Source organism: Prevotella pallens ATCC 700821 (genome assembly GCF_000220255.1).
GTDB lineage: Bacteria > Bacteroidota > Bacteroidia > Bacteroidales > Bacteroidaceae > Prevotella > Prevotella pallens.
In genome coordinates this window covers 545,899-568,837 of the sequence record NZ_GL982513.1, presented here as the reverse complement: position 1 = coordinate 568,837, position 22,939 = coordinate 545,899, and the positions used below count along the sequence as shown (strand labels likewise).

Sequence of the window (22,939 nt, the reverse complement as noted above, 5' to 3'; positions counted from 1 at the left end):
AACTTAATCTATTTTTATACCATTATATCATCGCAGTTTTCATAGTATTATTTCCTGTTGTTACTTATTTTTGTGCAGTTTTCTTTGTCTATTTTATAGCTTTACATAGCCAATTACGTTTCTGTTATAAGGCTTTATAAATTTGCCAAGAATAAAACAGAATATGTTGAGACTTAAATGCCATTTTCAGATTAAACAGGAGGGAGGTTCTTAAAAAAATCGGCTACAAAATGTTTATTTTGTTCTTTCGTTATTGGCTAAAACGAAAATAATATCGCTGTAAGTAACATCTATTGAACATACATCTTTTATATATTTCATACCTTCGTTGGGTGGAATGTTATTTATTGCATTTTGAATGGCTGCTATTTTCTTATCGTCTACAAAGTTGGTTACACTTAATTCTCCGTTTCTAACATATTTTGCTATATGCCGTACGATGGTTTCTATTGTTAAACCGCGTTCTTTTGCTATAGTTTCTAAGGTCATTCCTGCTTTATAAAGTTTGTAGCTTATGTTGTGTGTTGCTTCTTTTTTCTTTTTTTCGGCTTCTACTTTATGTTTTTTATTGCGTTGTTTTGCAATATCCTCGTCGCCCATTGATATTAAAATTGCTTCTTGTTTGCGTTTAAGATAGTAACTTGTGCTAAAATCTTCTATCATTATATCTTCCAGCAATAACAGTTTTGCTTGTTTACTTTGTTCAACTTCGCTAATATTATTATCTATTCGCTTTATGGCTTCTTTATTTTTACTTTCAATGCCTTTGGTTTGCTCTATCTGGTCTGCAAATATTTTTGAAAGTTCGTTGTAGAAATATTGTGCACTGCTTTTTATTCTATCTAAAAATTCTTTATTATGCAATTCTGCTATTGATATACCTTTTATATATTGTGTCCATTTCGTAGAAATATCCAGAACTTTCTCTTTCAATTCAGAAACTGTTGTTTGGTGTAGTGCAATTAGCTTGGTATGTTTATGGAAATGCTCTACCAAAGTTCTAAAAAGAGCCGATTCGGCATTATATATTTCGCTAAAGTTGAACAATTCCAACAGCATCATTCTGTAATATTCTTCTTTTAGGAGAGGCAAATTCTTAATACTTTCGGCTGCTCGTATGTTTTGTTGTGCAATATAGCTATCTACTCTGGCATCGTTTATAACGGCATTTCTGTTTAGTGTTGATGCTAAAACCAAACCTTCTAATGTTCTACATCTGCTTAAAGCCACATAAACCTGTCCAGATGCAAAAGCTTGTTGCGCATCTATAATGGCATGTTCGAAAGTTAGCCCCTGACTTTTATGAATTGTAATAGCCCAAGCCAATCGCAATGGATATTGTGTGAAAGTTCCTAACACCTCTCCTTCTATTTGTTTTGTTGTTTCGTTGAGTGTGTAACGAGTATTTTCCCACGTTTGGGGTTCAACCTCTATTTTTTCGTTTTCGTTCGGACAGCTTACTTCTATTCTTTCATTATCAATATAAGTAATCCTTCCTATTTTCCCATTATAATATCGTTCGAAACGGTCGTTATGAATAAACATTACTTGTGCTCCGCATTTTAATGTTAGTTCATAGTCGGCGGGATAACTATTTTCGGGAAATTGTCCTTCCACTCGTGCACAAAACTTATATGCTTGTTCTTTAATTTGTTCTAATTGTCGGTCGTTTATATTATCGGCTATTCTGTTGTGCGTTGTTAAATGTATGTAATCGCTATTTTTATCGGGGTTAAAATTTGGTTGATAGCGTTTATTTAAAATATCAAAATCTTCATCAGAAACGTGTCCATCTCTAAAGTGGTTTAATATATCTATAAAAACTTTGTCTTGTTGTCTAAACACTTTTGTTAGCTCTATTGTAACATATTGTGTGCTTTGCAGAGCTTTAGAATCGAAAAAATAAGGTGTATTATAATAACGGCTTAACAATTTTTCTTCGTCTGGGCGCACAATAGGTGTAAGTTGTTGCAAATCGCCTATCATTAAGAGCTGTACTCCTCCAAAAGGTTTATTATGTTCTCTAAAACGGCGAAGAATAGAATCGATAGCATCAAGAATATCTGCACGAACCATACTGATTTCGTCTATAATAAGAAGGTCGAGTGTTCGCATAATTTGCCGTTTTTGCTTACTATATTCAAAACGTGGCTTTACTGTGCTTTCGGGAACAAATGGAGATAATGGAAGTTGAAAGAAAGAATGAATGGTTACACCATTAGCATTTATGGCTGCAACCCCTGTAGGTGCTACAACTATCATTCGTTTTGTGCTCCGTTGCTGTATAGTTCGCAAAAAGGTTGTTTTTCCGGTACCAGCTTTTCCTGTTAAGAAAATGCTAATGCCTGTATGTTCTACAAAATCCCATGCGTTGCGCAATTCGGTATTATTTTCCATTATTCTATAATGTGATAATTAGTCAGCAAATTTAAGAAAAAAGTATAAGAATAGCAAATTAGTATTGACAAAAATCAATTAGATTGATAAATAGCAATAAAATGGCGAATATTGTTTATTCTCTGCTTTATTTTTTGCGTACAATGCAATATAGCTATAACTTTGCAGTCGTAAAAAGAGATGATATGAGCCACTTTTTCTGGAGACACTCAAAAAATAAGAAGAAAAAATTAAGATTGGGATAACAATAAGACTCAAGGTTGTTTATAGAAAAGGTTCATATAGGTAAAAAAGATAGTTGATTAGTTATTATTATAGAGTAAATAGTTTAAGTTAGTTGATGATTTGAGAAAGTAGAAAGGTGGTGCTTCGTAAACCGAAACGCCACCTTTCTGTATGTAGAGTATAATGTTTTATATATAGCGAGAAAAAAAATTCTAAGTAGAACTATTTATGGCTGAATCAAAATGTATACAGAAGCAGCTAATATGGCAAAAAGCGTATAGTAAAATAGGGAAAAAATAAAGAATAATTATGTGGAGAAATTTTATAATAAAAAACATAGAGGTTTTTAATTATAAAATTTTATTTTCTTATTATTTTTTTCTATTTCGTAATTACAAAATCTATAATGTATCTTTTGAAAGTTAAATAGGCTTCGGTATAGCTTGCCCTATTTTGCTTTATTGTTGGCATATTGTTTATCGTTATATAAAGGTGTAACAGTTTACAGCGAATTAGAAAGACAAGCAAAATAGATGGTAAGAAGCGAAAAATGGTAAAGAAGTTATAGTATAAACAAAATATAATGGTACTACAGCTTAATGAACGATTGAGATAAAAGAAAGAGCCAACCCACTAATTACATTAACAGTGTTTGTAATTAGCAAAAAAAATATGTTCTTATAAAAAAAAAAGAGCTTGCAAAAGTTTATATTATATCTTTTGCAAGTTCCTTTTTAGCTAATATTTATAGTTTTTCTCCATAACATAAGTCGCCAGCATCTCCAAATCCTGGAACAATATACTTATGTTCGTTTAGTCCATCGTCTATAGCTCCACACCAAATAGTAGTGTTATTATCGGGGAAAGTCTTTTTTATATGTTCAATACCTTCAGGAGAAGCAATTACACATGCAATGTGAACATGCCGTGGTTCGCCTTTAGAAAGAATAGCTTTATAGCCAAGTTCCATAGAACCACCAGTAGCTAACATTGGATCGGCAATAATTAAAGTTTTACCATTAATATCGGGTGTTGCCAAATATTCAACATGTATACCCACTTCGTGGTGTTCTTTGTCTTTATATTCTCTATATGCACTTACAAAAGCATTTCCAGCATGGTCGAAAATATTAAGAAAACCGTTATGAAAAGGTAGTCCTGCCCGGAAAATTGTTGCGAGAACAATTTTGTCGGTAGGTATATTTACCTTTGAAACGCCCAATGGCGTGAGTATTTCTTTTGTTTCGTACTGAAGAGTTTTAGAGATTTCGAAAGCTTCGAATTCCCCTATTCGCATAACATTATTACGAAAAAGGAGACGGTTTCTCTGGTACTCTTTGTCACGAATTTCTGCCATGTATTGGTTTACAATGGAGTTTTGATCCGAGAAGTTAATGATTTCCATTTTTCTTTTTACACTATGGTTATATATTGGTGATATATATGTTTGGGAGTAATAGTTTTTATGCCCCAAAATTTCGGCAAAATTAAGAAAATAGTTTAGCATTTGCAACGTCCGAATAGCAAATATCTTTTAATATCAAGGAATTTTATATTCTTTAACCTTACAAATCAATTCTTGTTGCATTTTTTATATTTATGATTTTGCGTTGCATTATAAAATTACTACCTTTGCGGTGTTTAAGGTAAAATAGTAATAAGATTAAGAGATAAATTTCAACATAATTTTATATTATAAAAAATGGCAAAATTTGATAAGAGCGTACTTACGAAGTACGGTATTACAGGTACAACAGAAGTACTTTACAATCCTTCTTACGAAGTATTGTTTAACGAAGAAACAAAAGAAGGTCTTGAAGGTTTTGAAGTTGGTCATGAAACAGAACTTGGTGCTATTGATGTAATGACAGGTATTTATACTGGTCGTTCTCCTAAAGATAAGTTTATTGTTGATGATGAAAATTCTCACGATACAGTATGGTGGGATTCAGAAGAATATCATAACGATAACCACCGTGCTACAAAAGAAGCTTGGGCAACAGTAAAAGATATTGCAAAGAAAGAACTTTCTAACAAACGTTTGTTTGTAGTAGATGGTTTTTGTGGTACACACAAAGACACACGTATGAAGATTCGTTTCATTGTAGAGGTTGCTTGGCAGGCTCACTTTGTAACAAATATGTTCATTCGTCCAAAAAGCGAAGCAGATTTCGAGCAAGAACCAGATTTCATTGTTTACAATGCTTCAAAAGCTAAAGTAGAAAACTGGAAAGAACTTGGTTTGCATTCAGAAACTTGCGTTATGTTTAACGTAACTTCTAAGGAGCAAGTTATTGTAAATACATGGTACGGTGGTGAAATGAAGAAAGGTATGTTCTCAATGATGAACTACTTCTTGCCATTAAAGGGTATTGCTTCTATGCACTGTTCTGCAAATACAGATATGAACGGAGAAAACACAGCAATTTTCTTTGGTCTTTCTGGTACAGGTAAAACAACATTGTCTACCGATCCTAAGCGTAAACTTATTGGTGATGACGAACACGGATGGGACGATAAGGGTGTATTCAACTTTGAAGGTGGTTGCTATGCAAAAGTTATCAACCTTGATAAAGAATCTGAACCTGATATTTACGGTGCAATTACACGCGATGCTCTTCTTGAAAACGTAACTGTTGACGAGAATGGTAAGATAGACTTTGCAGATAAGAGTGTAACCGAGAATACTCGTGTATCTTATCCTATCTATCATATTAAGAATATTCAGCGTCCAGAATCACAAGGTCCAGCTGCAAAACAGGTAATTTTCCTTTCTGCTGATGCTTTTGGTGTACTTCCTCCAGTATCTATTCTTAATGCTGAACAAACAAAATACTACTTCCTTTCTGGTTTCACAGCAAAATTAGCTGGTACAGAACGTGGTATTACAGAACCAACTCCAACATTCTCTGCTTGCTTCGGTCAGGCTTTCTTGGAACTTCACCCAACAAAATATGCAGAAGAGTTGGTTAAGAAGATGGAAAAGAGCGGTGCTAAGGCATACTTAGTAAATACTGGCTGGAATGGTACTGGCAAACGTATTTCTATTCGCGATACTCGTGGTATTATCGATGCTATTTTGAACCACTCTATCGACGCTGCTCCTACAAAACAGATTCCTTATTTCAACTTCACTGTTCCAACAAAACTTGAAGGTGTTGCAACTGAAATTCTCGACCCACGCGATACATATAAAGATGCTTCACAATGGGACGAAAAAGCTAAAGACCTTGCAGCTCGTTTCATAAAGAACTTTAAGAAGTATGAGACAAACGAAGCTGGTAAGAAGCTTGTTGCAGCTGGTCCACAGCTCTAATATATATAAGGTGTAACGAAAACACTTTATTAAAACCTTTAAACTCATCTCTATCAACTGGTAGAGATGAGTTTTTTATATCTAAAAGCAATAACAATATAAAAATATTGTGCCTATTCAAATTGTTTACACCTTATTATATATAGGCACCTACATTCTATAGTTGTTAGCATTTTGCAAGTGAGCAATAAAACATAGAAAAGTATTAATAAGAATATAACAAAACCATTGGTAAGAATATAACAACCGAAAGCTGAGCACATAGTTATAATCTCACATTTTCAGCAATATTCCTTATAAATTTCCTTATAAATGATGATTGTATGTAAAAAAAGAAAGACGTAACTTTGCACCCACATTAAAAAGAACAAGAGTTATGAAATTTTCTTTCTTACTATGTACAGCACTCTTTCCACTTTGTGCAATGGCAGAAGTAACCGATTCAACAACCACACAACATCACATATTAAAAGAGGTTGTAGTGAATGGGTTTAAACAAGACAACATTAGTAAAGCTCCAATGTCAGTATCTGTGGCAGGGAGTCAGTTTATTAACCACAACGAATTAAATGGCTTACGCGATGTAAGTAGTGTGTTTCCAAATATTTTTATAGCAGATTATGGTGCACGACAAAATACACCTATCTACATTAGAGGTATTGGTTCTAAAACAAATGCCCCTTCTGTTGGACTATATGTTGATGGAATGCCCTATTTTGAACGGTCAGTTGTTGATTTAGATATAGTAGGAATCAACGGAATAGAAATTCTACGCGGACCACAAGGTACATTATATGGACGAAATTCTACAGGCGGACTTATCAATATTTATACCTATTCACCATTAGAATATCAAAACACTATAGCCAAATTGAGTTATGGTTCGCGCAACGATTTACGTTTAGGCTTATCGCATTATCAGAAACTTACACAACGTTTAGGACTTCACGTAGCAGGAAATTATCATAGAAACGATGGATTTTTTCGCAATATAGCAACGGGAGAAAAAGCAGATAATTTGAAAAGTGCCAATGCAGAAATGGGATTAGCATGGCAAGCAGCTCCACTTTGGACAATGCGTTTGAATGTTCTTTTCGATCATTCTACACAAGGTGGTTATCCTTACGGAAAATATAACGTAACTAATAACACGGTAGAAGCTGTAAACTACAATCGTTACAGTAGCTATAGACGAAATGTTCTTTCGGCTGGCTTAAATTGGCTTTATAAAGGAGATAAAGTCCACTTCAATTCACAAACATCATTCCAATACAGTAAAGATAAACAATATATAGACCAGGATTTTACACCAAAAGACCTCTACTTTGTTATAACAGGACTAAAACAAACTCTCGTAAGCCAAGAGTTTACATTACGTTCGGCAAACAATAATAATCGCTATCATTGGATTATAGGTGCTTTCGGCTTCTACCAAAAATTAAATAATAGTGTTGAAACACAGTTCATAACAAAAGACTTTGCTACTCCTAAGTTCTATAATAATCCTACTTGGGGAGGAGCTATTTACCATCAGTCTACTTATGATATAACAAAAACACTATATGCTTCAATAGGATTGAGATACGATTATGAACGAGTAGGCGAAAACTATACAGCAAACAAATATAATCTAAGCACAGGACTTGCAAGTAATGTACAAACAGCAACGTACAAAGACCACATGCACTTTAGTCAGATAACACCAAAATTTACACTCAGTCAGCAAATTTCTGCCAACAAAATGGTGTATGCTTCTATAGCACGTGGTTATAAAGCTGGTGGTTATAATGTTACTTCTACTACACAGAAACTTCCAGCTTACGATCCAGAATACAATTGGAATTACGAAATTGGAGCAAAGTTGGCTTTCCTTAATGGAACTCTTCAAACAGAAATGAGTTTATTCTACATAGATTGGAAACATCAACAAGTAACAACTACCGTACCTGGTGTAGGAAATATTATTAATAATGCAGGACATTCTAACAGTAAAGGTTTCGAGCTTTCGGCAACTTATCGTCCTATCACAAGCTTAGAATTGCAAGCAAATTATGGTTATACTTATGCGCAATTCCTATATTATAAGAAAAGTGCAACCGTAGATTTTATTGGCAATATGTTACCAATGGTGCCAAAACAAACTATGTCGTTTGTAGCTAATTATACACTTTCTAATGTAGCAGGATTAGATAAACTTATGTTTAATGCTGCACTTACAGGTACTGGAAAAATATATTGGACAGAAGATAACAAGTTAAAACAACCTTTTTATGCGCTTCTCAATCTGAAGATTGCAGCAACAAAGGGACGTTTCACATGGGAAGTTTGGACAAAGAATACAACCAATACACATTATATGAGCTATGCTTTTGTTTCGTCTGCAGCATTTGCTCAACAAGGTAAACCTTTTATGATAGGCACATCTTTGGTGTTTAAACTTAATCCATAGTATCAGATTATCTTTTCTCTATGAACAAAAAACAAACACAGAAGGTAGCTTATCTGTCTACCTTCTTTAGTCTATATATAGCTCAAGCAGTGCCTATGAGTTTTTTTACTACGGCACTGCAAGTTATTATGCGCGAACAAGCAGTGTCGCTATCCGTTATTGGATTGCTACAAATAATAAAACTGCCATGGATATTAAAAGTGTTTTGGTCGCCAGCAATAGACCGTTATTGTAATACAGTGCGCAACTATAAACGAGCTATTATTGGTGCAGAAATTACTTATGCACTACTTATTTTTATAACAAGCCTCTTCGATTTACATACAATTCTGCCCTCTTATTTCCATATTCTAATAGCAATAATACTTTTAGCTTTGGCAGCTTCAGCCACACAAGATATTGCAACTGATGCTTTAGCTATACGCACATCAACAACCAAACAACGCGGATTACTTAACAGTATGCAATCGATGGGTAGTTTTGGCGGAAGTCTTTTAGGAAGTGGTGTATTACTTATGGTGCTCCATTCGTATGGTTGGAATAGTGTAACACAATGTCTCAGTATTTTTGTTCTTATAGCACTTGTTCCACTATTGCTACACAAGAAACTTAGTTTCCAGCAAGAAACACAAACAAAACAGCGTGCTACGTGGAAAGACTTTGTACTATTTTTCACGCAAAAGGGCATAGCACGACAAATAGTTTTCTTAGTTCTCTACTATACAGGTATCATTGGCATTATGTCTATACTTAAACCTTTTATGGTAGATTTGGGTTACTCTATGAAAGAAATAGGTTTCCTATGTGGCATTATTGGCATTGGTGCAGCCTTCGTTATGGCATATCCAGCAGGAATTTTGGTGCGTCGTTATGGCTATCAGCGTATGCGGTCTGTATTTGCATTCATAATGTTCCTGGCAACACTCATTTTTGTATTCCTATCTATAAACCAAAATTTCACAACAACTCTAACCTTAACCATAGCTATTGTTGTGTTATGGGGCAGTTATGGTATGGGAACTGTTGTGGTTTACACTTCATCTATGAAACATGTACGAGTGGGAAGAGAAGGTACCGATTTTACAGTTCAAACCGTTATAACTCACTTGATGGGAATTATAATAGCAGTTATAGGCGGTGTCATTGCACATTATGTGGGCTATGCTGGAATGTTTGCTACACAAAGCGCCATTGCATTGGCATCTTTCTTCTACACTTTACAAATGAATAAAACAGTGAAATAATAATGAACGAAGCTCTTTTTAAGAAATATAATGTACCTGTTCCTCGTTATACAAGCTATCCGACGGCAAACGAGTTTGAAGCTTTCGATGCACAACGTTATCTGAAAGCTGTAGAAGCATCGAACAATGCCATTGCCGACAATATTTCCTTTTATATACATGTGCCTTTCTGCAGACATCTTTGCCACTATTGCGGCTGTAACTCTGTTGCGATGGCGAAACCTTCACGGGTGGAAGAATATTTCAACACACTACACAAAGAGATTGATTTACTGCTGCCTCATTTGCGCAAAAATCGTAAGATAAGTCAGATACATTATGGAGGAGGAAGTCCATCGTCAATGCCTTTACACTTTATTCGTTCGCTCAACGAACACTTATTGGAGGCTTTCGACACCATTGAACAACCAGAGATTGCTATTGAATGCCACCCTGGATATCTCGACACAACCGATTGGCAATATTTGCTCGACAGTGGATTTAATCGTTTCAGCTTAGGCATTCAAGATTTTAATGCGAATGTTTTGAACACCGTAAATCGTCGACCATCTATTTTGCCTGTTGAAGATATTATGAATATATTGCGTAAGGGCGGTGCAAAGGTGAACTTCGATTTTATTTATGGCTTGCCCGGACAAACTGTAGCAGAGTTTGTTTCTACTATAGAAGCTGCCATAAAACTACATCCTAACCGCTTAGTTACCTTTAGTTATGCACACCTGCCAAGTATTTTTAAACGACAAATGATATTGGAGAAAGCTGGCTTGCCCCCACAAACTGAAAAACTAAAAATGTTTGAAGAGGCTTCTAAACTTCTTCAGGCGGAGGGCTATTGTGCTATTGGTATGGACCACTTTGTGTTGCCCGACGATGATTTGAATGTGGCTTTACAGCACCAAACTTTGCATAGAAACTTTCAAGGCTATTGTCCACGTCGCATTACAGCACAAGTTTATGCCTTTGGCGTGTCGGGCATCAGTCAGTTAGACGAGGCGTATGCACAAAACACGAAAGATATTTCTGCCTACATTTCGCAAGTAAATGCAAACCAATTGCCCATTGCAAAAGGTTACGCTTTGGCTTCATGGCAGCGCATAACACGCGAAGTAATAGAATGTATTATGTGCAACAACTCTGTGAATTGGAACGATATGGCTAAAAGGTTGCATTGCTCGGTTGATGATATTAAGCAAGCTGTACACTACGATGAGACGCAACTGAAAGAACTTCAGACTGATGGTTTGATTACATTCGATACTAATTCGGTGAAACTAACTAACGATGGTATGACCTTTGTGCGTAATGTTGCTGCTACTTTCGACCCCATGATGCGCAACAATCATAAACTATTTTCAAAACCAGTATAAACTCTTTATTCTTTGCACAATGCAAAACGAAACACAACATATTATAGACACCATTGTTATAGGTGCCGGACTTACAGGACTAACTACTGCACACACGTTGCGAAAGCACGGCAAAGAGGTGGTTGTGTTAGAGAAAACAAATAGGATTGGCGGACAAATTCAAACTCATCGACAAGATGGTTTCACGTTCGAAAGCGGACCAAACACGGGTGTTGTAAGCTATCCTGAAGTGGCTGAACTATTTAAAGATTTGGAAAAAGAAGGCTGCACACTCGAGGAGGCACACAACGAAGCTAAGCAACGGTGGATATGGAAAGGTAAAAAGTTTTATGCCTTACCATCTAACTTGATTACTGCGATACGCACACCGCTATTCAGTTGGACAGATAAGTTTGGAATATTGCTCGAACCTTTCCGTGCAAAGGGTACCAATCCAAACGAAGATGTGGCATCAATGGTGGTTCGACGACTGGGTAAAAGCTATTTAAACTATGCTGTAGACCCATTTATTTCGGGTGTATATGCTGGCGATCCGCACTCGCTCGTTACACGATATGCACTGCCAAAGCTCTACAACTTGGAACAGAACTATGGAAGTTTTATTCGTGGAGGCATAGCCAAAGGAAGGGAAAGGAAGACCGAACGCGACCGATTGGCTACTAAAAAGGTGTTCTCGGCGGTCGGCGGATTGCAACATTTGGTGGACGCTCTGGCACAATCGGTAGCATTTCAGAATATAGTTTTGCAAGCCAACAATGTTGTTGTTACACCGCTGGAAGGGATATGGCAGGTGAACTATACTAATACAAGTGGCGAAAAAATAAGTTTGCATAGTAGGCACGTGGTTACAACTGTGGGGGCTTACGAGCTAAAAACTATGTTGCCCTTTGTTGATAACGCCGACATTATGCCTATCTCTGCCCTACACTACGCACCCATTGTGCAAGTTAGCGTGGGATTAACCAATGCGCAAGGTGTTGAAAATAAAGCCTTCGGCGGACTTATTCCTACTTGCGAGCAGCAACAATTGTTGGGTATTCTTTTCCCATCGGCTTGCTTTTCGCATCGTTGTCCTACACAGGGCGCACTATTTTCGTTCTTCCTCGGTGGAGTGAAACACGCTGAAATGCTTACGAAGAACGATAACGAATTGTGCGAAATAGTAACCAAAGCATTGCCTACTATGCTTCGGTTTCCACACAATATACGCCCTCAGATGATACGAATATTCCGACACGAGCGTGCCATTCCACAGTATGAGCTATCGAGTGGAGAGCGTTTTGCAGCCATTACACGCATTGAACAAAACTATAAGGGCTTAATAATAGGTGGAAATCTGCGCAACGGCATTGGTATGGCAGACCGTATTAGGCAAGCTGTTAATATAGCAATGCAACTTGTAAGGGCAGATGCTAAATAGTGAGAGTTTATATTGTTAAAAACAAAAGTAGCCGTTAGAAGCTCAGCTTATTTCGTTTTATTGGTAAGCATACCTATATATTTCATAACCAAAATGCAGCAAACCACCTTTTAGCAAGAATACGAAAGTTACCAAAGGTTAATGGTATAAAGATAAAACAATATGGGTGCGATGTAACGCCCAATTAAGACGAAACAACAAAACAACAGGCATCTAATAAGTTAGATGTCTGCTGTTTTTTGCTCTACACAATGGTATTGCTCCGTTATTTCTATGGTGTAGTGTTTGTTCATCAACAATTGCGCATTCGTAGATCCATAGATGTACATTCGTAGATCCATAGATATACATTCGTAGATCCATAGATGTACATTCGTAGATCCATAGATGTACATTCGTAGATCCATAGATGCGCATTCGTAGATCCATAGATATACATTCGTTTCAGTATAGTGTATATACACTGGTAAAACCATTTATCTAACGATAAATAGAGCATAAGCCATAGTGTTGTTGGCAGCAAACCATAGTGCTGCCAACAGAAGGCAATAGTGGTACAGAGCGGAGAGCGGATATTTACTTTTTATTGCCTTTTGCATCGAAGTGGTAATTGAAGGTTAAGCTAACGTAGTGGTGCAGAAATTCGTTCCACTTTTCGGTACGATTTGTTGAGTTTACGTTAAGTTCATAATAACGGTTTTGGTTCAGAATATCGTCGAAACTTAATCCAATCCAGTTCTTACTCTTCTTCCAAACATAACGAATGTAGCCCTCCCATATTATGCGGTGGCGGTTCAGAGTCTGCGATAAATAGCCTGTTGTGGCTTTGTCTTGTATTTCGTTGTTTATCTCCCAGCCTTTCCACTTCAGTGTTGCGCGCAATCCGTAGACATATTCAATAGGTGTGTTGTTGTATTGGCTCGCCAGCGAGTATCTGTTTCGTTGCAAATTAATTTCTCCGAAGATGCCAGCTTTCAGCCAATCGCTTTCGTACGACAGTTCGGGATTTGATACGAAAGTAAACATTTTCAGTTGGTTTTGCTCTTGTGTAGCGTGTCCATTGAAATCGGCAAGATAGCCATACGCTTTCTTGAAATGCGCTTCTGCCTTGTTGGAGAAGTGTATGTAGTCGCCAAAACTTCGGTCGTAGGTTACTTCAGCGAACCAATCGTTGCCGCTTCGCACGTTTTCGCTGTGGCTACGGTACACGCCTGTTTGTGGGTCGAAGTTATATACAGTAGCAATAGGATTGATAATGTGTGTGTATCCCACTTTAAAGAGGAACATAGCTTGCTGTTTTGTCGCTGTGGCAGCATAGTTTAACGAGGTTGTATGCTGATGACTGCGATGCAATAGAGGGTTTCCTTCTACTATCCAGAATGGGTCGGTGTCGTCGCGATAGCCCAATGTAGCCAGCAGGTCGGGCAGCTTTGTTGTGTAGTTGAATGCAATATCGAAGCGATTATTCTTGTTCAACTTCCATTTAACAGCCATTCCCGGCATAAAGATATTACTGTTGCGGTGTGCCACAGTGTCTAATCTACCACGCTGATAGTTCAGTTGTTCCCAATCGAAATTATAGTCCACAGTAGGAATAAACTGCCAATTGCCCACCTTGTAAGTTATACCAAGCGTACTTGTGGCATTGGTTTCTAAGTGTTTACTTCGATAGCTGTTGGCTACATCGAGCACACTCTCAGGGTCGCTTTCTATTTTCGAAGCAATGGGCGAACTGTAAAAGCTCTGCCGAATGTTATTGTTACTAGCCTTAAATTGCTCTGCTGCGGTTAGCATAAGAGCATCGTTTATGTGGTATTCCAATGCAGCCTTTCCGCTTGCCTCTATGTTATGATAGGGTGCGCGGCTGTATTGATAGAGTGGCGAGGCTGTTCCTTTGTTTATATACTCCAGCTCGCGATGAGCATCGAAGCGGTTGTTGCCATTCTGATATGTCATTTCGGCATTGATTTCCAACTGTGCCTTCTTGGCAATGAAGTGTTTCCAGATACCTTCGAGTTTGATTCCTCCACCTTCGTTTATTTGTTGCTGGTACGAACGTTCTCGGTTTATAATGTGCCGATAGACTGCATCGCCGTGCCCTGCGCTTAGTGCTAAGTCTAAAGGAAAGTCTCCGTAAGGTTTCGTATCGGTATCGAAGCGTGCGCTACCTGTCTCTGTATTGTTTCGTTGCAATGTGTAATTGAAAATTAAGTGTGCTGCAGCGATGTTATTTCTATCTACAAACGACAGCAATTCGGCACGCACTTCGGGTGCTATTTCGTGGTTATAGTGTTTCGTTCGGTTTAGGCTCCACGTTGTTACATTGTTTGGCGAGAAGTATTGTGCGGCTTCGTAGTCGGTTCCCCAACCATCTTTGTGATTGAAGTTAGAAGAAAGTGCAACAAAGTGATATTCGTTGGCTATTGCTTTCCAATTGTGCTGATAGCCTAAGGCTGCATTCTGTGCCTTGCCGAAATAGTCGAAGTCGCCACTTTCCCACCAGTTTGTGCCTACTTTCTGATATCGGTTTACGTTGTTAGCATCGAATTGGAACATAATAGGATTTTTATCGCTGAGCTTTGAAGAACTTATGGAGGCCTCGTAGTTCTTGGGCGATTGTAACTTCGCCTTTATGTCGCCATACCATTTATCCATAAAGCCCGCCTTTATTTTAATGTCCAACACTTGGTCTTCCTTGCCGTCGTCTTTGCCCGAATGTTTGGCAAAGTCGCTCGCTTTGTTATAGCTTTTAATGTTCTGAACAGCCTCTGCAGGCAGGTCGGCAACGATTCCGCTTCCTCCGAATATATCGTGTCCGTTCATTTGGAGGCGCAAAGGTTTGTCGTTCCAGTAGAGTTTGCCGTCCTTTTTCGTTACGCCCGGCAGCTTTTCTATAAGCTCTTTCAGTCGAGCACCTTCGGTTAGTTTGAATGCAGCAGGGTTAAACACAATCGTATCGCCTTGTATGGTGAAACGTTTAGCCTTTGCCGACACCATCACTTCATCGAGTACAACGTCTGACGGTTGCAGTCTGAATTCTCCTAACTTTATGGTGTCGGCAGTCGAACCGCTTCCACAGTAACCTCTCTTCTTGGTATCGTGGTAGCCTAAGAGACTCACCGTAACCGTTAGTCTCCCTTCAGAGGAGCACTGATTGCTGAAATTGCCCAACGAGTCGGTAGTGGTAGTGATGGTATGAACGGATCCACCCATCTTGCACTCCATCCGTACTGACGCCATTGCCAAAGGTTCGCCCGTCTTGTCGTCTACAGCTTTACCCGTAACAATATCTGCACTTACCATCATTGGTATGCTCACCAATAAGGTAAGTATAAGGCTAAATAAAAATTTCTTTTGTTTCATAGATGCTGCGTTGTTTATTATTAGATTAGTTTTATCGTTATAATATGTTGCAAATTTAATACTTTCTTTTGATATTGGCGCATTTACCCCCCCACTTTTCTTAAAATATATTAATTCCTAAGCTACACTTTTAAATTGCACAAGCAACTGTATTGATTTCTTAAAGCTTCTTTATCCTGTCAGTACAGTAGTCTTACTTTCGAAGCAATGCCTACTGAGTGTTTGCGTGCATTTTTATTATAACAATGTAATAAGTAGTGCTTTCCTACGTTATAATACCAATGGAGAAACTTAGAATACTTACATATATGTTGTTGTTAGCTGTTGTTGGATTAGTAACGGCTTGCAACGATGATGATACCTTTACGACATCGAAGAACAATCTGTTGGTATTTTCAACAGATACGGTGAAACTTGACACTACGTTCTCGAAAGTACCAACCCCCACAAAGACTTTCTGGGTATACAACCGGTCGGGTAACGGAATTCGTCTTGCCAATGTTCGGTTGGAGCAAGGCAACCAAACGGGTTTCAGAGTAAATGTAGATGGCATTTACTTGGGGCAGTCAAATGGCTATCAGGTGAATGGGCTTGAAGTGCGAAACAAGGATAGCATTCGTGTCTTCGTAGAACTTACAACACCAAAGAACGGTAAGACCAATCCGCAGTTAATGGAAGACAACCTCGTGTTTACGCTCGAAAGTGCAGTGCAACAGAAAGTAAACCTAAAGGCGTACAGTTGGGACGCCGAACTATTGAAGAATATTGAGGTAAAGCACGACACCACCATACAAAGCACAAAGCCCATTGTGGTGCAGGGAGGCATAAAGGTGAACGAGGGCGCAACGCTTACCATTGGTGCTGGAACCACGCTTTATTTCTCCAATAAGGCAGGCATTGACGTGCACGGACAACTGAAAATAGCAGGAACTGCCGACAAGATTGTTACGCTTCGGGGCGACCGTTTGGACTATATGTTCGACTATTTGCCGTACGACCGTGTGAGCGGGCAGTGGCAAGGCATTCATTTCAATACGTCGAGTTACGATAACGAGATTAACTTTGCCGATATTCATTCCACTTACAACGGTATTGTGTGTGATTCGTCGGACGTTAATCGCACTACTCTTTCGCTTCATCGAAGCACCATTCACAACTGTCAGGGCTATGGATTGCTAGCCACTAATTGCAAAATAGATATCAGCAATTGTCAAATAACAAACACACTGAAAGACTGTGCTGCTTTCTTTGGCGGCAACATTACGTTGAGCCATTGCACCATAGCACAGTTCTATCCGTTTGATGGTAACCGTGGTGCAGCCTTACGCTTTGGAAATAGCAACGATGGAAAGCAATATGCGCTACAACAATTCAATGTTTTTAATACGCTTATTACTGGTTATGCTGAAGATGTTATAATGGGAGCGTTTACTGACGAGGCAGCTCAAAACTTCAAATTCGACCATAGCATATTGCGCACCGTAAAGCCAAAAGAGCCTGATGCCACTAAGTATGTAGACGTTATATGGGAAGAAGCTACAGACACTGTACAATCGGGCGAGAAACATTTCCGAAAGATAGACGGCGACAAGCAAGCTTACAACTTTCATCTCTCAGAGAAATCAACAGCTCGCGATATGGGAATAGTACTCCCTAACGGTATTAGCGCAACCGACCACGATGGTTTTGCACGCGATAACAAGCCCGATATAGGTTGCTACGAATACAGACCAGAATAAGAGAAGAGCAAGAAACAGTTTATGGAACAAATAGAAATAAACATAAAAATAGGTGTTTGCCAACTTGAAGAACTATCTGACAACGAACAAGTGCTTATAAAAACAGCTATTGAAGCCACCAAAAATAGCTATGCGCCTTATAGCCACTTCAGCGTAGGAGCAGCATTGCTATTGGAGAATGGCGATATGGTGATGGGAGCAAATCAAGAAAATGCAGCCTATCCATCAGGACTCTGTGCCGAACGTTCGGCTATTTTTGCAGCGCAGAGCACTCGTCCCGACCAACCCATAAAGGCATTGGCTATAGCCGCACGCAACGGTAATGGACTAATGAAACTGCCCATTGTGCCGTGCGGAGCGTGCCGACAAGTTGTATTGGAAATTGAAGACCGCTATAAAAAGCCTGTTCGTATCTTACTTTATGGCACAGATGGCATTTACATTATTAACACTATAAAAGACTTGTTGCCGCTACAGTTTATTGGTGAATCAATGAAATAAATAAACAATATACAGCATTAGGCATAGCTATTGCAGACATTTTGCTACCCAACAACGGCACCACTACAATGCAGAATACACTTTAGCATATTTGTTGCTATCATTTTATAAATCTCAATATATAAGTTTGTTTTATGGAAAAATTACCCAAAGACCCTGCAATGCTTGTAAGCGCAGTAAACATGCTCTTACGCGACGAAGAGTTTGATACTCTTTCATCGCTCTGCAATAACTTTAACGAAGATTGTACCGAGCTGAAACAACGGCTGCTTGAAGCTGGATTCGAATATAGCGAAACCCAAAAACAGTTCCGTCCCATTGGCTTTGATAAATAATTATTGCAACAATAAACCTATAATATGTAACTAACGAACAGCGATGTGCCTAATTGCAGACACATCGCTGTTTTTATTTCAATCAACTGCAATAAATAAAACGGCATTCGCAACACCCGCATAATACACAAGAATACAAACATATACATACCATTTAACACGCATATATACTACCTAAAAACCACATTCATGGTGCATAGAAACGCATTATGCCCGCATAAGAAAGAGACGATTTACACTATAATACAATCATATTCTTACTCGCATTATATAATGGTATATCTATACTGGCATAGTTTTATTTACGTGTAAGTAAAACTTTATTTACGTGTAAGTAGAACTTTACTTACGTGTAAATAAAACTCTACTTACGTGTAAATAAAACCATCTGAGACTGAAGAGAACAATACGATAGCATAAAGAAAATGTTACGAGACACTACTAACAATGTTATGCAAGCATAATTGCGCATTGCGTTTTAACCCAAACAAACTATTAGCAGTATGGCATATTTTAAATTTTTGTTGAGCAGATAGCTTTTCTTTATACTGAAAGCATAGCAGATTAGAACAAGTTTGAAAGGCAAGTAAAATAGCCGACAAGAAAACGAAAAATAGCAAGAAATATAGAAAGAATGGTGTAAACAAAAATATGATAATATTATAGTTTAATAACCAACAAAAGTTAAATGCCGCTTTAAGTTCGAATAAATGAACAATTATATTGACGAAACAGCAACTTTTACATATAAAAAAGAAACTATTATGAATAATAAGACAACAGCCTGTTAGCACAAAAGCAATATTTTTGCATTCGTAAATTCTACTATTCCTATTTGAGTTTAGGAAGATTTGGAAGCAATTTAAACGAAGATATAATGTAAAGAGGTTGCAAACACCTTGACACACTATAGAGAAACAAATTATAGAACCGTCCGATTAAGGGCACAAAGCCACACAACGAAAGTAACAGTAGGCTTAATATACCTTATTATATAGATAATTGAAACTATCGTATAGATTAATTGGAACTGTAATATAGATTAATTGGAACTCTAATATAGACGAGGAAAGAAAAATATAACTTACTATTATAGCACATCATGAAGAGAATTAGATTTATGCTTTTTGCATTGCTTGCAATGTTATATGCAACTAATGCAAGCGCCCTAATTGTGGGCAACAAGATTACAAGAGATGGCATTACGTACGAGGTTACGTTTATGGACGTAGCACACGATGGACATGCCGCTAAGTACGAAGCGAAATTTGTTTCGTCTAACTTATCGGGAGCACTCACCATTCCATCTACCGTAAAAGACGAAAACAACCAGTACACGTTCAATGTAACTGCTATTGATGCCAACAGTACGGTGCCCAATGCCACATCTGTTTCAATACCTAACAGTGTAACTACTATTAATGCAAACGCATTTAAAGGAAACAACATTACAAGTATCACCATTCCAGCCACTGTTACAGACATTAAAGACGGTGCATTTTCGCAAATGAAAGGCTTAACATCTATAAATGTAGAAAGCGGAAGTGCAAAGTATTCGGCAACAGATGGCGTGCTTTACGAGAATAAAAGCGAAGGAAAGTTTTTAATTAGCTATCCTGTTGCAAAACAAGGAACAGCCTACGGTGTAGGCGGAGAAGAGTTTACAGTACCCGAAGGTGTTGTTGGCATTGCAACAAATGGCTTCCAATGTGCAGCAACACTTACGCGCATAAATCTCCCAACAACGCTAACTCAGCTTCCTACCACCAACGAGGCTAATGGGTTTACCAGTGCAACCAATCTAAAAGAAATAAAAGTAGCCAGTGGTAACACAGCTTTTAAAGATATTGATGGCGTTGTTGTAACAAGCGATGGCAAGAAACTTATTGCTTATCCTAACAATAAAGGCGGTATTGTAGACGCTAACTACGATGCGCCAACATCTATAGACCCTACACATGCAAAGGCTAAAGGAAACTATTACGAAATTCCTGCTGGTGTAGAAACAATAGCAAAGGGTGCATTTGCACAAGTTCAAACCATTACAGCCGTAAAACTTAAAGATGTAAAGAAGATTGAAGAAGGTGCATTTTATTCTGTACGCAATCTAAGAAATGTAGAAATATCTGCTTCGGTACAAGAGATTGCTGACGGTGCTATTAGCGGAACACCCGACCTTTTAGGTTTAAAAGTAGATGCAGGAAATCCTTATTACACAGCTGATGCAGAAGGCGTAGTGTACACAAAAGACTTTAGCGAATTGGTTCTTTACCCATCTGGTAGAACAGGAGAATACACAACACACCCTAATACAAAGAAAATTCGCAATCGTGCATTCTATTATGCGCAGAAATTAACTAAGATAACATTCAACTCTGGTTTAGAAGAAATAGGAAAGGACGTATTTCAGGGTGCAGCTTCTTTAAAAGAAATAGAATATGAGCCTACGGCTACACTTAAAAAGATTGGAACATTTGCTTTCTATGGAACAGGATTAGAGAAACTCACAATTCCAGCTTCTGTAGAAGAAATTGGTTGGAGTGCTTTTAGTCCAACTAAGCTAAAGAGCGTAGAGGTAGAAGCTAACTCTAATTTAAAGACCATTGGACGCGATGCGTTTGCTAATAACCCAAACTTAGAAGAGTTTAAATTCTTAGGCGAAACAAAGCTGGAGACCATAGAGACAGGTGCATTTAAAGGCAATACAAAGTTAAAGGAGTTTACCATACCAAAGACAATAAAGACTATACAGCGTGGTGCGTTCGATGGTAATTCGTCAATGGAGAAGGTTACTTTTGAAGAACCTTCAGTTATTGAAACTATTGGCGAAGGAGCTTTCCAAGGAGCAAGTGCTTTGAAAAGAATAGAACTTCCTGTTTCTGTAACTACTATTGAGAAAGATGCATTTAACACTTGCAAGAGCTTAACAGAGATTGTTATTCCAAAGAATGTTAGCAGTATAGACCCAACAGGCTTCCAGGAATGTGCAAAGCTAGAGAAGTTTACAGTAGACAAGAACAATGCTACTTATTCTAGCGTTGATGGATTCTTACTTAGCAAAGATAAGAAAGTGTTGAAAGCGTTCCCACCTGCAAAGGCTAATACCTATTACACCTTGCTACCTCCAACACTTGAAGAAATTGGTACGCAAGCTTTCTACTACGTACAAGCGTTAGAGAACATTACCATACCAGAGAATGTTAAGAAGATAGATAAGTTTGCTTTCGACCGTACTGCAAAGTTAAACACCATTGCATTCTTAGGAAAAACTCCTATCACTAACATCGACCCATCGGCATTCAATCCTGCCAATGTAAATACACACGACATTCAAATAAGCATTCGTAAAGAAGCACAAGCAGCCTTTGCCGCCGATCACTTCTGGGAGAATTTTAAGCAAGTGGGCATTTCGTTCTTTAAAGAGACAAACGGACAGGGCTATGGCTCTACTGAATTCTTCCCATTATCTAATAAAGCTGTTATGGTGGTTGATGTGAAAGCAGATGTGTACACCTATGTTGTTCCAAATACAGTGGAGAATGCAGACGACCATGACAAGATGTACGAAGTGCGTCTTTGGGGCGACTATGCAATGAAACAGAACACAACAAACATAAAGGAGATTGTTTTTAGAAATACGCTCGACTATGTAGGACTTGATGCTTTCAAAAAAGCAGACGGCACATCTACTGTAGAAAGCATATTCTTTACAAGCCTCAACCCTACAAAGGATATGAGTTCTACCAAGTGGGAATATGGAAACACTTATAGTGAATTTAACCCTAACTTGAAGATTTATGTAAAGAAGACTGCTCTTATACACTATAAAGACGAAGATCACGAGCATGCTGGTTGGGAGCGTTACGCTTCACAAATAAGCTATAAAATACCTTATATAGGTGCTGCCGGTACGCCTGCAATAGCTAAAAAGTATGGTACGTTCGCACGCGAATTCGATGCAGACTTTGGTATCTATAATGCAGAAAAAGGCTCTGGCAAAGTAGCTGCTTTTATAGCACCAGTGCGCGTTGATGCTGGTGGTGGCGATTATGGTAATGCTACCTACCATGTGAAAATGACAAGTGTAGACGAAAACGGTGGTGTAAGTGGAAACTATAGCTATATACCTGCCGAAACTGGTACTCTTCTGAAAGTTATGGATGCTGAAGCTCTACCAACCGATTTCTACTATGCCATTGGTGAAGAAGATGCAACACCACATACCATTACTAATAATATGATGTACGGAGTTACCGTTCGCGATAAGGCTATTGCAGTGGGTGCAGACCCAATATATGTTATAGCTGCCAACCAGGGCATCTTTATGAAGGTAACAAGTGCACTGAATATGCCTGTACATAAAGCATACGCTAAAATTAGCGGCGTACCAGCAGGTGCAAAAGTTGCTTTCGTGTTCGATGATAATAACGAAACAACTGGTATTACAACTGTTAATAACACTGCAAACGGAACAACAGGACAGAATGTTTACTACAATTTAAACGGTCAGCGCATAGCAAAACCGCAACACGGAGTATACATTGAAAACGGCAAAAAAGTTATTGTTAAGTAAGAAAGGAAAT

12 protein-coding genes are annotated in these 22,939 nt (G+C 38.1%); 9 read left to right on the top strand and 3 right to left on the bottom strand.

Annotation, left to right across the window (positions count from 1 at the left end):
• Window positions 1–234: 234 nt before the first annotated feature.
• Window positions 235–2,397, bottom strand: a complete 2,163-nt coding sequence (locus HMPREF9144_RS02230; RefSeq protein WP_006044202.1) for a helix-turn-helix domain-containing protein — start codon at window positions 2,395–2,397, stop codon at window positions 235–237.
• 970 nt (window positions 2,398–3,367) lie between these two features.
• A complete protein-coding gene (gene upp, locus HMPREF9144_RS02225) occupies window positions 3,368–4,027 on the bottom strand; it encodes a uracil phosphoribosyltransferase (protein WP_040595507.1) in 660 nt (219 codons plus the stop codon).
• Between the two features lie 297 nt (window positions 4,028–4,324).
• Here upp and pckA point away from each other — a divergent pair, with 297 nt between their 5' ends.
• From pckA to hemG, 5 genes are all read left to right on the top strand, one after another.
• Window positions 4,325–5,938, top strand: coding sequence for a phosphoenolpyruvate carboxykinase (ATP) (gene pckA / locus HMPREF9144_RS02220; RefSeq protein ID WP_006044199.1), 1,614 nt, complete (start codon window positions 4,325–4,327; stop codon window positions 5,936–5,938).
• A gap of 376 nt (window positions 5,939–6,314) precedes the next feature.
• Window positions 6,315–8,387, top strand: a complete 2,073-nt coding sequence (locus HMPREF9144_RS02215) for a TonB-dependent receptor (RefSeq protein WP_006044198.1) — start codon at window positions 6,315–6,317, stop codon at window positions 8,385–8,387.
• Window positions 8,388–8,407: 20 nt separating this feature from the next.
• The gene (locus HMPREF9144_RS02210) at window positions 8,408–9,631 is read left to right on the top strand and encodes an MFS transporter (RefSeq protein WP_006044197.1); all 1,224 of its coding nucleotides are present in this window, start codon (window positions 8,408–8,410) and stop codon (window positions 9,629–9,631) included.
• 2 nt (window positions 9,632–9,633) lie between these two features.
• Window positions 9,634–10,998 carry an oxygen-independent coproporphyrinogen III oxidase gene (gene hemN, locus HMPREF9144_RS02205; RefSeq protein WP_006044196.1) on the top strand — a complete coding sequence of 455 codons (1,365 nt, stop codon included), beginning with the start codon at window positions 9,634–9,636 and terminating at the stop codon, window positions 10,996–10,998.
• Window positions 10,999–11,017: 19 nt separating this feature from the next.
• Window positions 11,018–12,418: a protoporphyrinogen oxidase gene (hemG, locus tag HMPREF9144_RS02200; protein ID WP_006044195.1), complete on the top strand. Its 1,401-nt coding sequence runs from the start codon at window positions 11,018–11,020 to the stop codon at window positions 12,416–12,418.
• Window positions 12,419–12,994: 576 nt separating this feature from the next.
• Here hemG and HMPREF9144_RS02195 read toward each other — a convergent pair.
• Window positions 12,995–15,781, bottom strand: a complete 2,787-nt coding sequence (locus HMPREF9144_RS02195; protein WP_006044193.1) for a carboxypeptidase regulatory-like domain-containing protein — start codon at window positions 15,779–15,781, stop codon at window positions 12,995–12,997.
• Window positions 15,782–16,062: 281 nt separating this feature from the next.
• On the opposite strand from HMPREF9144_RS02195, the gene HMPREF9144_RS02190 reads away from it, so the two are divergent.
• From HMPREF9144_RS02190 to HMPREF9144_RS02175, 4 genes are all read left to right on the top strand, one after another.
• The gene (locus tag HMPREF9144_RS02190) at window positions 16,063–17,520 is read left to right on the top strand and encodes a hypothetical protein (RefSeq protein WP_006044192.1); all 1,458 of its coding nucleotides are present in this window, start codon (window positions 16,063–16,065) and stop codon (window positions 17,518–17,520) included.
• A gap of 21 nt (window positions 17,521–17,541) precedes the next feature.
• Complete coding sequence (gene cdd, locus HMPREF9144_RS02185; RefSeq protein WP_006044191.1) at window positions 17,542–18,021, top strand: cytidine deaminase; 480 nt, start codon at window positions 17,542–17,544, stop codon at window positions 18,019–18,021.
• Between the two features lie 134 nt (window positions 18,022–18,155).
• Entirely contained in the window at window positions 18,156–18,356 is a 201-nt protein-coding gene (locus HMPREF9144_RS02180) for a DUF4250 domain-containing protein (RefSeq protein ID WP_006044190.1), read from the top strand.
• Between the two features lie 1,102 nt (window positions 18,357–19,458).
• On the top strand, window positions 19,459–22,929 hold the full coding sequence (locus HMPREF9144_RS02175; protein ID WP_006044188.1) for a leucine-rich repeat domain-containing protein: 3,471 nt from the start codon (window positions 19,459–19,461) through the stop codon (window positions 22,927–22,929).
• The last annotated feature ends 10 nt before the right edge of the window (window positions 22,930–22,939 follow it).